The following is a 14,003-nucleotide window of genomic DNA, read 5'->3' on the forward strand; positions in this document are numbered from 1 at the left end:
GCTCTTTCGACCCCGTTGCGATGCGGGCGCGATGAAAAGAGAAAGAGATTATTAATTAATACTAACCACCTGAATGAACTATAAACACTTAATTCTAACCGCCGGATTGGCTGTTTCTTCCGTATGTGCTTTTTCGCAAGACAATCTGGTTAATTCGTTAAAAGACAACAAAACTGCTACCAGGAAAGAGAAATTTAAATTTACCGAGGTTATTAACCTCGAGAACACTTCGATCAAAAACCAGGGCTCATCTGGTACCTGCTGGAGCTACTCAACCAATTCTTTCCTGGAGTCTGAAATGATTAAAGCAGGTAAAAAGCCGGTTAATTTGGCCGAGTTATATACTGCCCGTTGCGCCTATATCGAGAAAGGTAAAAACTATGTGCGTATGCACGGCGCTGTTTCTTTAGGAGATGGCGGCGAGCTGCACGACGTAATTAACATGTACCGCAAGTATGGTGCAATGCCATTGGAGCAGTACACCGGCCTAAACTATGGTACAACCACCAACAAGTTTGGTGAGCTTGGTGCCATGATGGAAGGCATGCTGAAAGCAACTGTACAAAACCCTAATGGCAAATTAACACCTAACTGGTTAACTGCCTACACTTCTGCTATTGATAGCTACCTGGGCCAGGTGCCAGAGAGCTTTGAATACCAAGGCAAAAAATATACGCCACAAACATTTGCGCAACAAGTTGTAGGCTTAAACCCGGATGACTATGTGGAGTTCTCTTCATTTACAGATCATCCTTACTACAAGAAGTTTACGCTGTTGGTTCCAGATAATTGGTCGTTTGATCAGGTTTATAACCTGCAATTAGATGATGTAACAAACTGCATCGACAACGCACTGAAAAACGGCTATACAGTAGCTTGGGCAACTGATGTAAGCGAAAAAAGCTTTAGCTGGGTAAACGGTGTTGCCTTTGTGCCCGAAACTCCATATGAGTTGATGACCTCCGAAGATAAAAAGACCATGTTTGATGGCCCGAAACCAGAAATGGTGATAACCCCGGAAGTGCGTGAAAAAGCGTTTGACGATTATACCACCACAGACGATCATGGTATGCACATTGTGGGTTTAGCTAAAGACCAAAACGGTAAAGAGTACTACATTGTTAAAAACTCATGGGGTCCGAGTAACGATTACAAAGGCTATCTATATGTAACCAAGGCATTTGTTCGTTACAAAACCACTGCGTTTTTACTGAACAAAAAAGCTTTACCTGCTGATATTTTGAAGAAAACAGGCATTTAAAATACGCTGATATATGAAGAAGCCCGGTTGGAACTAATCTAACCGGGCTTCTTTGTTAGAGACGAGTTAACCCCTCCCTAGCCCTCCCGAGGGAGGGAAGCTATGCTTATCTTATAACATTGTTTTCAACAGGCCACCTTCAGCACGAATGGCTGCGCCGTTAGTTGCAGATGCCAGCGGACTTGACAGGTATACTACAGTGTTGGCAATTTCATCGGTACTTAAAAAACGTTTGATAATTGATGTTGGCCGCATGTGCACAAAGAAATCCTGCTCCACCTGCTCTTCGGTTTTGTTTTGATCTTTGGCGAGGCTTTCGATAAAGCCCCCAACGCCTTCTGATAGGGTAGGGCCAGGCAAAACCGAATTAACGGTTACGTTGGTGCCTTTGGTTAGTTCGGCCAAACCACGTGCAACGGCAAGTTGGGCCGTTTTGGTCATTCCGTAATGAATCATTTCTTCTGGAATTTGTACGGCAGATTCGCTGGAAATGAAGATGATCCGTCCCCAGTTTTTCTTCAGCATTTTACCAAAATAGGCGCGCGAAAGGCGGATACCGCTTAGCACGTTGATCTCGTAAAATCTCAACCAGTCGTCGTCGCTGATATCAGCAAAAGCCTTGGGCTCAAATATGGCCACGTTGTTGATCAGGATATCGACCTCTGGTAACTTGTTTATCAATTCGGCAACCTGATCGGGCTTGGCAAAATCAGCTACGATGCCAGTAACTTCCTGGTTGCCTGTTTCGGCCTTAATGCTTTCTATTGCTGCGTTTACGCGCTTTTCGGTACGGCCGTTAACTACAACATGTGCACCCTCGGCGGCGAACAGTTTAGCAATGGAATAACCAATACCTGCGGTAGAGCCCGATACCAGGGCAGTTTTATCTTTCAGTTGTAAATCCATAGTTCAGATTATTTGATAGACTAAGCTAACATATCTGTTAATCAAAAGATTGATACTTCAGAAAACATGGAATTAGATTGACAAAAGAAACCGCCTACTTGCTGAAAAGGAAGCGTATAGATTTGCTATTCGCTGTTATTGTTCTCAACTACAGCATTTTTCAGGTATTTTGAAATAACGGAGTGGAAGATATACGTTATGAGTATACCAATTAAACAGCCGGATACAACACCTGCTGCCCGCTCTAAGGCAACGTCCCAAAAGTATTCTCCCGGTTGGTGCATGGTAATGATAAGCAGCGCCACACCCGCCGAGCGCGTAGCGGCCTGTAGTTTAAGCAAATCGCAAATTATAATAGAAAGCGTGATGCCGATACAGATCATGAATAGGTTAATGGGGTGGATATAGAAGAGGGTTAGCCCAATGCCTGCACCAACCAGATTGGCGTAGATGCGATTGGTAGCGAGGTTCATCGCATCCTTATCATCCGGTGCCAGCACCAGTATGATAGAAATTAAACACCAGGCGCCGAGTGTTGGGTAAAGCCTATACAGGTAAAAGCCAATAGCGGTACCTAACAGGCATTTTAAAATGTATACTAATAAGTTGGCGAGTTTTGGCATCAATTGTCTACGATTACCAGGTTGGTATAAAATTAAGAGGAAATATTTTTGTTGCAACAAAAAAGGGATGATCAATTGATCATCCCTTTCTGTTATTATCTCATCATCCGTTCCTCACCGTTGCGTGGGTCAGGTTTTGTTTTGAGAAGGTAATCGTAAGGTGTTTCGGCACCTAACAGGTTTTTAACGAAGTAATCCCAACGGCGGCGCATCATGTATGGGCCGTAAGTTCCGTAGCCATGCGGGCTGTTAGGGAATATCACAAGGTCGAAGCTTTTGTTTGCTTTTTCCAAAGCTTCTGCAACTAATAATGTGTTTTGCGGAGGTACGTTGTTGTCCATTAAACCATGAGCTAGCATCAGTTTACCTTTCAGGTTTTTAGCATAGTTTTGGTTGGCTTGCGCTTCGTAGTTAGATACGCCATCGGCATTGTTAACTAATAGGCCGTCATAGCGTTCGCCCCAATCGTCCTCGTAGTTACGGTTGTCGTGGTTACCCGATTCGGAGATACCAACCTTAAAGAAATCAGGGTAACGGAACATAGCGGTCGCAGTAGCGAAACCACCACCAGAGTGACCCCAGATACCAACACGTGTGGTGTCCATATAAGCATTTTTGCCCGCCAGTTGTTTGATAGCTGTGATCTGATCCGGAATAGTGTTTTCGGCCATGTTACCGTAGCTCATGTCGTGGAAAGCTTTTGAGCGCCAAGGGTTGCTGGTACCTTCTAACACAACCACCACAAAGCCTAATTCTGCCAATGCCTGGTTATCGCCACGTGATGCAGCGAACGACCAGCTACCCACGCTGCCACCTTGCGGACCTGGATAGATATAATCAATAACCGGATATTTCTTACTTGGATCTAAATGAGTAGGGGTAAACATTAAACCATAAAGGTCTGTTTTGCCATCATGCGCTTTAACAGTGATCGGGGTAACTGGTTTCCAACCGGTTGCTTGTAAACGGCTAATGTCAGTTTTCTCTAAAGTAGAGATCAGCTTACCATCAATACTACGCAGTACGCTAACAGAAGGAACATCCGGTTTAGAATAGCTGTCTACAAAATAAGTACCTGCCGGCGAAAGGGTAACCTGGTGGTTGCCTTCTTCTGGGGTTAAAATGGTAAAATGTTTACCGTCTAAAGTTGCTTTGCAAAGCTCGGTAAAGTATGGATTGGTTTTATCCAAACCATCGGCCAGGAAGTATACTTCGCGTTTTTTCTCATCAACCTTCAGCAGTTTGGTTATCATCCAATCGCCTTTGGTAATTTGGTTTTTAAGCTTGCCTGTTTTGCTGTCGTACAGATACAGGTGTCCCCAGTTATCACGTTCTGAATACCAGATAATCTCGTTGCTTTTGGCTAGATAGCGCCAGTTAACACCACCTTGACCAGATTCGAATTGGGTAGCTACGGTTTCTTCAAATATTTCGCGCACGGCACCGGTTGCGGCATCAGCTATACGCACTTTCTCTTGTTTGTGATCGCGTGACGTAGATACGAAGGCCAATTGAGAAGCATCAGCATTCCAGTCCACATCGTTTAAGGTAGTACCCGATGCAATATCATCACTCAGCGTACTGCGATGCGGATCGGCAGGTACTTGCAGTTCGATAACTTTAGGCTCATCAACATTAATGATCACGCGTTTGATCATGGCAACGTCTTTATCTCCGGGCAAAGCATATTTCCAGGCTTTAAGTTCCGGGTGGCCTACTTTAGTGCTAACCAGGTACATTTCGCCAACGTTGCGCTCGTCTTGTTTAAAGGTAGCTATCTTCTTAGAGTCTGGCGACCACAACAAAATTGCGGCGTCGCTGCTTTTCCAGCCAGCGTTGTCAGTAGCGTAGCCAAAATCTTTAACACCATCTGTAGTTAATTGGGTTGTTTTATTGGTTGCAACATCGCGAACCCAAAGGTTGTATTCTTTTATAAACGCGGCTTTTTTGCCGTCTGGAGATAAGGTTTCGGGAGTTTTGCCCATGCCTCTGCCTCCGCGGCCGCCTGCTGTTTCTATTTTAGAATGATCTTCTGTAAGCTGGTAGCTTGTCAGGTCGCACTTCCATTGTTTATCTCCTACCTTAAAAATAATGGCTTTGCCATCTGCGGTGTAATTGATAGTTTGAAAAGGCAGCATCAAAGCTGTATATTTTTTACCATCTGCGGCAGATAAGGCGTCGGCTACTTTTTGTTGATCGAAAGCGGCAGAACGAGCGCCGGTAGCAGGGTTTACCAGTAAAAATTCGCTGCCTTTTGCGTTAAGGTCGCGAAACCAAAACTTATCTCCAGGTAGCCAGTTGGGGCGTACACTGCTGTGGTCAATAAAAGGTTCGGTGTTATAACTCAGCATACTTTCGGCACGGGCGTAATCGCTGGCCGATAATGCTGTACCTTGCTGCGCGTGTGCAGCAAGTACCGCCGCCGAAGCTAAAGCGGTAAGTAAGAATTTGTTCATTTTTAAACTTGCGGTTTTTTGGGGGTCTTAAATTTTTGCAAAATAATGTTTTTCAAGTATAAAAATATTATAGCAGGTAGCGCCATATGGCTGTCGTGTTGCACAAAGTTGTTACAGAGCGCAAATAAAAAAAGCCCACAGATATTTAAATATCTGTGGGCTTCGAAATTTCTTATTTTAAGAGTATTATTTAACTACTAAAACGCCATCGGCCATTATAGAGATGTCCTTTTTAGGCTGATTTATGGCAGCAATTTCTTCTTTGCTTTTACCGGCATCGGCAGCGTAATGTTTTAGGCTGGCCACCGAAGTTTCGCTCATTTTGGCTTTGCCTTCAACTACTACCGTTTTGCCAACTATGTTTTGCGGCATAAAATAAGCATAGTCTGTAAACTGAACCATAATTGGCGAACCATTGGCTTGCGAGAGCTTCATAAAACAGCCTTTCTTTTTACAAACCTCAACAACGGTCCCAGTAATTTTACCGTTGTAAACGGAGTCGGTATTTAGGGTTTGGTTAAGCGCCTCGGTATTTAAAGCGTTATCGGCAGTAACAGTTTTGCCGTAAGTAACGCCAGCATTGGCAGGGGTAATGGTGCTTTGAGCAAATGCCACGGCAGTAAAGCACAAGCCTAACATAAATAATACAACGGTTTTCATTTATTGTTAAAGTGTTTTATGGCAGGGGTACTAAAGCGAAGATAATACTTTTCGCCTAATTAGAATCATTTTAAATAAGATAGTTCTTAATTGTCATTATCATCGGCCGTGCCTTGCAACTCGTCTTCTTTTTTGCCATTGCCTACGCGGATGCGCGGTTTATCCTGTGTGCCGGTAATAGTCATCGGTATGCCGATGATGCCCAGCGGCGGTAACCCCAACCTAAATTTAAGGTTCAATGATTTGTTCAATCCTACCTGGCCTTCAAACCGCGCCCTGAAACCAGCCATACGCATTTTGGTACGTTCTATGGTGATGATATTATTGGCGATGGTAGTTTTAAGCTCTACTTTAGAAACATCGGGGTTTTTAGAAATGCTGTCTTTGCCGGTGCTTTTGCCCATGGCGTTAAACAGTTTAAAGCCTTTCATTTTGAGTTGCTTGGCCGATAGCACCCCGCCACCTTTAAGCGATGGATAAACAGGCTGCATGTTAGCGTTGAGGCGTCCGCTTAGTTTATAGTCTAACGATACCAGTCCCTCAGCACTTGCCGCCGAAGTGGCCATATCATGAAATAGTTTGATTTGGTTATATGCCTTTTTAATATCAAAATCTGTTGCGCTGATGTGGTAATTAAAAAATGCTTTCTGCGGACTGGTGCTGGTATAATCAGCATCCATTGCTATTGGCGCACCTATTAAATTAAAGCCGGTTTGTTTAAGGTTGATGGCGCCATTGTTGATAGTCATTTGGCTTTTGGCGTCTTTAATAATCAGCCCGTTGTACTTTACCGTTTTAACGTTAGCGGTAAAATTTAAGTCGAGGTTTTTTGGTACCATTACCACGCCCGTGGCTGTTGTAGTTTTAACTTCATCGGGCTGGCCGCTTGGCGCATAGGCCATAAAATCGTCCACAATCAGTAAGTCGCTGTTGAAATTGAAATCGCCTTTTAAACTGGCATCCGGTTTAAGGGCATAGTTAATAACATTTGATAACGCGCCGTTTAATACAATTTGCGATTTGCCATAGTGCGCGGTAAACTCGTCAAACTGCATTTTGTCTTTGTTAAAACTAAACAAGCCCTTGCTAATGGTAAATGGTTTGGGGAATAACTCGGTTGTAAACGAAACGTTGTTTACCCTTAACGTACCTTTATTAGCCAGTTGATCGTAGCGCCCGGCTGTTACATCGCTTTGCTTACCTTTTAACGATACATTGGCGGCAATAGTACCGTTAACATCGTACCCTTTCAGCGCAAAAACTTTGTAGATTTTGCCCACATTGATAATGCCCTTTGAGTAAATATTATATTCCAGATTACTGAAATTATGCAGGTTGGCCTTCAGCATAAAAGGTTCACCCTCAAACTCAAAGGAGATAGGCTTAATGATAATCTTTGTGCCCCCAACTGTGCCAGTGTTGTTAACTACATTAGCATTAACCTGTATTTTCTCTATCGGGTGCGGATAGTATTTGGTTTTGATGCTACCATCAGCCACTTTAAAATTCGCGACTGTTAGTGGAAAGTGTTTTTTTGCAGGAATATAATTGCCTTTGCTGGTTAAGTCCACATCGAGGTTGCCTTTTAAATCAACGCCGAGTGTATCAATAGGGTAGAATTTTTTAACATCGTCCAGGTTGAACTTAGTCTTCAGTTGGGCATCGATAGGGAAATCTGCCGCGTTTGCCAATTTAAAGTAGCCTTTAATGTAGTTATCGAGCAAGGTGGCGTTAATGTTATCCATTGCCAGGCTCACGTGTTTGTAATTATGATCGGGGCAGCTGGCGTTTACATTAAAGCTAATATTACTTAAGGCCTGCGGCATGCCTGCATATTTGAAATAACCATTGCTGAATGTTGACCTGAGGGTAAACTTCGGGATACTGGTAATTACCGTGTCTCTACGTTTTCTTAAGCCACCGGTTATTTGCACATTTTTGGCGTATTTACCTTCGGCCAGCAGGTGCAAAGAGTAGCGGCCTTTTACATCAATGGGTTTTACGCCGAAAGCCTTGTCCCATTGCTCCAGATCTAGTTCGGTATTAATGCGGGCATAAATGTCTGGCTCTTTAACACCCTTTACCCTGATAATAGAACTGAAATAGTCTTTACCGATATTGAAGTAAATAGAATCGACATTCACATACAAACTGTCGGGATTTAAACCCGGTAAACTGGTTTGAAAATTAAGGTATAGATTTTTAACCGGTGCTGGCGCTTGCTTATTAGCTACAAAACCATTGCGTACCTTAAAATTCATGCTGAGGTTGGGCATCGTCTTAGTGGCCGCAATGTATTTACCTATCAACGATACCTGCAGGTTACCAATTCCGTCAACGGAAGTGTTGGCGAGCATTTTTTGGTATTCGGCCGGCATGGCGGTAAACATATCGGTTAGTTTGGCGTCGTGCGTATCAACCTTAAAGTCCATGTCATAGCCATCTTTCAAGAACTCAAAGCGGCCTTTGAATTGCACGGGTAGCTGATTGATACGCAGATCGTTTTTCTGAAAAATAAAGGCCAGCGATTTGGTATTGATGCGGGTAACCAGATCGGCGTTTACCTTTTTAGATAGGATATAAGGTTGGTGATTATAATAAAAGTCAACTGAAGCTATTTCGGTGTGGGTATGCAGGTCAAAAATATCTTTAGTAAGATCGCCGCTACCCTGATAATTAAAGTCGCGGGCATTGATCCTCATCGGCAACGATTGGTCGTTGTACACCAGCCTGCTTTTCTCAATCAGAATTTGCTTGATGCCTAAGGAAGCCCCGCTTGTATCGGCCGGATTTTCTGAGCTCTGTTTGCCGGGTTTGTAGATATCATAGTTAGGTTTACCGCTGCTATCAACCTGTATGTTGATGAAAGCGTTGCTTAGATAGATTTTATCGATAGTTATCTTCTGCTGAAAAACCGACGAAAGATCGATGCCCAGCGAAAGTTCTTTGGTGGCCACCAGCGTATCGTTTTGAAACGGCGCACTGCCTTTCAAGTTTACATCGTAAAGGGTCAGCGTAAGTGCAGGGAAATGCTTGAAGAACGACAGGCCAGTGCCCGAAAACGCAATGTTACCGTTAATGTTGCCGTTGGCCCAGCCCTGTATTTTTTTGGTAATAGTTTGCGGAAACAGCGTTGGCAGTAAAAATATGATCAGTATGAGGCCCGCTAAAGTAATTCCGGTTATTTTAAGGGTTTTGATCAAAACCCTTTTTACTGATGATGCCATTAATGATAGTTAAGGTGGATCGGAAACAAAGCTTCGTCGCTTACAAAATTAAGCAATTATGCCTGTGCTTTACAACTTTAACATGTATAAGATCATTTTTTAACCGCTGGGATAAAGTCGATAATCGATTGTTTTCAGTGGACAATAGGTTTGCCTTTTGATGAATTATGTTTCTGATTAATAAAGCGCATCTACTTAAAGGCAAGATAATAGGGAGTTCAATTTTTATGTCTTCAGTGTCTTTTGCTTGTTGCGGAGCATAATTAAGGCTTTGTCTGCACGTACTTTTCGTGTCTCTTCCTGTTTGGCCGAGCCTACCCAATCGCAATAGCCCTGTTTATAGGATTTAGATAAGCTCTCGAAAAACTCATTGGCTTCCGGTTCTTTATTCAATAATACTTGCAATTCGGCAGGTGTGCCTTCAATATGTTCGCCTTTTTTTAGCATGGTGTGTTTGGGATATTTTATGGAATATAGCGAAAAACTGACAATAGGCTTCAGCAATTTTGTTTACTTCACAATACTTATGAAAGTCACAACCTCAATCTTAAGGTTCATTATTTTTCCGGCACTAATCGGATTTAATAATCTTGCTTTTGCAAGTGCCGATACAACGGCTACCAACCCGCGGGAGATTTATATCAAAATCAAACTTGCCAAACCATCCGCAGTAAAGGTTACTGCAGCGCCTTTGAAATATAACAAGCACTTTGCCTTTAGTTTTACGGTAGATGACGGGTACCGCTCAGCTTATTTAACTGCCTTTCCATTGCTGAATGGCGGTAAGGTTAGTGGCCCGTTCCCAGATGAATGGAAGAATGACGAAGGTGGAGATGGCGGTATTTCCAAAGGTTTATTTTATTCAGATGGTTGCGGAAACCTCGTGCCTTTTAAAATGGCGGTTGCGCTTAATGCTGCTTCGGTAGGGGATATGCCGCTGAACAGGGGGCATCTTTCGTGGCCGGAAGTAAAGGAGTTGTACAATGCCGGGTGGGATATCCTGAACCATGGTTACCACCACGCCACTAAGCATGGTACCGACTACGATACCGAAGTGGCCGAAAATATAAGCTTCGTTAAAAAGCAGTTGGGTTTAACAATGACACAATTTGTTGTGCCCGGTGGCGAAAGCGACCCAGGCTACGAACATTTATACGAAAAAGCAGCCTTTAAAAATGGCGAACTTGGTGTAGCGTCTATTGGTGGCGTAAGCCCGATAACGAGAGTTGATGGGGCGGTTAAATTGGACTCGCTTATCCACCAGCGCGATTTTATCTGTAGCCGGAAAGACAATGCAGTAGTCGCCCACGAGTTAAAAATCATTGACTCGTTAGTTAAGCAACCTCACCCTGTTTGGTATGATCAGTTTAGTCACGGCGTTGGTAACAGTAACTTGTGGGGAATTAGCCTGCTATTCCCCGAGTTCAAATATTACATGGCTGCGCTTGCCGACAAATACGGTGTTAAAGGTGCCGACAATATGTGGATGGCCCCATATCAGGAGGTATACGAATACATCTGGCTGCGCGATCGTATTCGTATCAACACCCAACTAAAGGGGAGTGATTTGCTTATCAAGGTAAGCCTGCCGGCTATCCCGTTTGCTATGCGGCACAAGGCAATCAGCTTAAATGTACCGGCATCTTTTACCATACTTTCGCAAAGTAAGGGGTTGAAGGTTACACACGGTTCGAAAGACAAGCACGGGTTAATAAACGTGGAGTTATAATAATCTACTCCTGTTTAAAAACGTAATGTAATACCTTGCGATATAGCTCGTCGGGTAAAAAGGGTTTGGTTACAATATCGTCGATGCCACATTGTTTTACCTGATCTTCTATCTCTTTAAGCAGGTTGGCGGTAAGGGCAACTATAGGTATGGTAACACCACTTGCTCTTATTTCTTTTGAGGCCTGGTAACCGTCCATAACGGGCATGTGAAGGTCCATTAATATCAGTTTGTGGCGATCAATGTCGAGTTTACTTAAGGCTTCAACTCCGTTTGTTGCTACATCGATGCTGGCCCCCCAGCGTTTTAAATAGGTTTGCGCCACCAGCACGTTCATGGGGTTGTCTTCTACCAGCAGAATATCTATACCATTTAACGGTTTAGTTTCTTCGCCCGGAAGGGTTGATTGGTTTTTTTGTTTGGCGGTTTTAATGCTCTTTTCAAAAACCTGTGTAAAATAAAATATCGAACCCTTGGCTTCAACGCTGTGTAATTTAAGTGAAGAACCCTGTAGTTCTAAAATTCGTTTGCAGATGGCCAATCCTAAACCTGTTCCGCCAAAACCTCTCGAAGTGGATGAGTCTGCCTGTGTAAAGCGTTCAAATATTAAATCGTGCTTATCAGCCGGAATACCAATGCCGGTGTCTTTTACCTTAAGAGTTAGCGTTATAGAGGTATCTGTTTGCTCGTTTACTTCCACCGAGACCTGTACATAACCTTTTTGGGTAAATTTTATGGCATTGTGAACCAGGTTGGTTATCACCTGCGACAAGCGGGTAGGATCCCCCAATACCTTATTCCCGAGCGCTGCGTCGACATAAATAGTAAGGTCGATACCTTTATCCTGTGCTACGGTTTTCATGCCTGTAACGATGTTCTGCAAGATACCGGACACATCCATATCAATATGCTCGAAGGTAATTTTGCCTGCTTCTATCTTGTTATAATCCAAAATGTCGTTTACAATAGCCAGCAGGTTATTGGCCGAAAATAGCATTACATCGAGTTGTTCGATCTGGTCGGGACGAGGGTCGTTCTTCAGCAACAGATGGCTCATGCCAATTACCGAGTTCAATGGCGTGCGGATCTCGTGGCTCATTGTGCTTAAAAATTCGCTTTTAACCCGTAAACCCTGCTCGGCCTGCCTACGGGCATTGGTAAGCGCAAAGGACACCCTATGGGACAATACCAGCGATTGCAAAAAGAAGAAGCTTATGTAGCAAAAGAAGCTGATTAATTGCCACTGCGCTATAACGCCCCAATAATGAAATAGTGATATACCAAACACGATCATGAGCGCCAGTGCACTTTGTAACGCATACAGCGCTCCCGGTCGTTTGTTTTTATAAGCTACCCAATACACATAAGGGATATATACCAGGCAATAAAGCATAACCACCAAAAACGGATTAAGCAGTTGCGTAAAGTAGATGGCAGGCAGCACCAGCGCCGCTAATGCAAACAGAATGCTGGTTCCCCCGATTACATTTACTATTTTGGCATTAACATCCATAGGGTACAGGTAACGGGTATACCAGCCAAATAAGGCGATGCCGGTAAAAAGGCTCATATACTCTGCCCTGGTAGTTATGTACCAGTTGATATTCGGTATCAGGGTGTGCAGTACATAATTATCGGTGCCAATTACGCGGTAAGCATAAACCAAACAAAATAAAGAGAATAGTAAAATGGCTTTATCGCGGTTACCGCGCAGGTATAGGCCCAGAAAGAAAATACCACCCATCATAAGGCAACCGGTTAACAACAGATCTATAGCTTCGCTACGCCGGCGGGCCAGTTCTACAATCCATTTATTGCCAATAATAATTTCTTTGTTTATTCCGCCTTGCGCGTGTACAAAGTTTGATACCTGTAAAATCAACTTTAAGGTATCGGTACCTGGTTGTATATCTACCGAATGGTATTGCCAATAGGGAACGGAGCCAGCTGCTGTGGTATCTACTGTTCCATTTTCTGCCGCTAGTTTGCCGTTAACATAAAACCTGTACGATGTGTACATATCGGGTACGGCCAAGCGTAGTACTTCAGCGCTGCGAGGCAGTAGCACGGTAACTTTATAGGTAGCATAGCCAAATGCGGGCAGTTTTTTGCCGTTTAGTTCTGCGCTATTCCATTTAAAAGGAAACTCAACAAGCGAGCCTTTGTGGTTTGTGGTATCCTGAGGATAGATCAGTTGCCGCCAATAAAACAGCCACTGCCCATTGATGGCGACGCTTTTACCGAATGTTTGATTTCGAAGGTCTAAGACCCCATTTGTTGCAGTTGGGATACGATCTTGGTTTAAGTTAGAACCGTACGCAAAACAACAATGCAATAATAGTAAAACTAGGTATAGTGGCTTAAGGGGCGTCATCAGTATAGTACAAACTTAAATATTAAGAAACTCACTTGTATCATAATATGGGTATGTAAACTAAAATATTTTACTGTTTTACAACCTGAGGGTAGTAACGTTTGAGTTTGGCACGATTGATATTAGCGCCGTTTGGCGGTGTTGAACTACGGGAAAAATAATTTTGTCAGTCGTTTGGCAGTCTTTTGAGATTGTTTTTGTCATGATTTTATGACAATGGCAGTATGGTGACAAATTGTCGTTAAGTTTTTTTCATTTGCTTAAGGCATTATTTTTTGATGACGAAAAGTATCAGTTAGGAAATAAAATACTTGCTACGGAGATGGTAAGTTACAGTAGGGGTGAATATTAAAATATATCTGTCGTATTTTTTATATGTAAACATGATTAGCCGTAGATATCATAAACTTTTTGAAGCTCGTATCTGAAAATTCTATGTAATTGTGATCTTATTTTTCTGAAAATGGATAGTTTTTGGATGTCGACGGCAAAAAAATAACTTATAATTTAAATTGGCTCAATTTTTCAGGGCGAATGTCCCGTTTTAATAATTTCAGAAAAAGCCATTTTTTCTTTCAAAGGCTCAATTATAACTGTCAATATTTTATGGCATGTTTATAGTCGAATGTCAGGCATAGAAGATATGTATTTTGCTTGTAACTTACTGTTTTACAGTATGTATATGTATTTAGTAGAGTATTTTTCTTCATGAAAAAATTAGCGTTCATTTATAATTAAAAATTAAAAACTATGTCAGTAGTATTAGG

Annotated in this window: 9 protein-coding genes; 2 read left to right on the forward strand and 7 right to left on the reverse strand. The window is 42.8% G+C overall.

Features of this window, described 5'->3' with window-relative positions:
- The first annotated feature begins 73 nt into the window (after nucleotides 1–73).
- Complete coding sequence (locus tag GSY63_RS15200) at nucleotides 74–1,261, forward strand: C1 family peptidase (RefSeq protein ID WP_166586663.1); 1,188 nt, start codon at nucleotides 74–76, stop codon at nucleotides 1,259–1,261.
- A gap of 111 nt (nucleotides 1,262–1,372) precedes the next feature.
- Here GSY63_RS15200 and GSY63_RS15205 read toward each other — a convergent pair whose 3' ends face one another.
- The 6 genes from GSY63_RS15205 to GSY63_RS15230 form a co-directional block, all read right to left on the reverse strand.
- Complete coding sequence (locus GSY63_RS15205) at nucleotides 1,373–2,167, reverse strand: SDR family NAD(P)-dependent oxidoreductase (protein ID WP_166586664.1); 795 nt, start codon at nucleotides 2,165–2,167, stop codon at nucleotides 1,373–1,375.
- A 125-nt stretch (nucleotides 2,168–2,292) separates the two neighbouring features.
- On the reverse strand, nucleotides 2,293–2,790 hold the full coding sequence (locus tag GSY63_RS15210) for an FUSC family protein (protein ID WP_166586665.1): 498 nt from the start codon (nucleotides 2,788–2,790) through the stop codon (nucleotides 2,293–2,295).
- A gap of 95 nt (nucleotides 2,791–2,885) precedes the next feature.
- Entirely contained in the window at nucleotides 2,886–5,246 is a 2,361-nt protein-coding gene (locus tag GSY63_RS15215; protein WP_166586666.1) for a S9 family peptidase, read from the reverse strand.
- A gap of 186 nt (nucleotides 5,247–5,432) precedes the next feature.
- On the reverse strand, nucleotides 5,433–5,906 hold the full coding sequence (locus tag GSY63_RS15220; protein WP_166586667.1) for a DUF4920 domain-containing protein: 474 nt from the start codon (nucleotides 5,904–5,906) through the stop codon (nucleotides 5,433–5,435).
- Nucleotides 5,907–5,992: 86 nt separating this feature from the next.
- The gene (locus GSY63_RS15225) at nucleotides 5,993–9,133 is read right to left on the reverse strand and encodes an AsmA family protein (RefSeq protein WP_166586668.1); all 3,141 of its coding nucleotides are present in this window, start codon (nucleotides 9,131–9,133) and stop codon (nucleotides 5,993–5,995) included.
- A gap of 225 nt (nucleotides 9,134–9,358) precedes the next feature.
- Nucleotides 9,359–9,580 (reverse strand): YdeI/OmpD-associated family protein, encoded by a 222-nt coding sequence (locus GSY63_RS15230; RefSeq protein WP_166586669.1) that lies wholly within the window; start codon nucleotides 9,578–9,580, stop codon nucleotides 9,359–9,361.
- A gap of 79 nt (nucleotides 9,581–9,659) precedes the next feature.
- On the opposite strand from GSY63_RS15230, the gene GSY63_RS15235 reads away from it, so the two are divergent.
- Nucleotides 9,660–10,862: a polysaccharide deacetylase family protein gene (locus GSY63_RS15235; RefSeq protein ID WP_166586670.1), complete on the forward strand. Its 1,203-nt coding sequence runs from the start codon at nucleotides 9,660–9,662 to the stop codon at nucleotides 10,860–10,862.
- A gap of 4 nt (nucleotides 10,863–10,866) precedes the next feature.
- Here the strand turns inward: GSY63_RS15235 and GSY63_RS15240 are convergent, their stop codons facing one another.
- A complete protein-coding gene (locus GSY63_RS15240) occupies nucleotides 10,867–13,197 on the reverse strand; it encodes an ATP-binding protein (RefSeq protein ID WP_243749241.1) in 2,331 nt (776 codons plus the stop codon).
- Nucleotides 13,198–14,003 lie beyond the last annotated feature (806 nt).

This window comes from Mucilaginibacter agri, from assembly GCF_009928685.1.
GTDB lineage: Bacteria > Bacteroidota > Bacteroidia > Sphingobacteriales > Sphingobacteriaceae > Mucilaginibacter > Mucilaginibacter agri.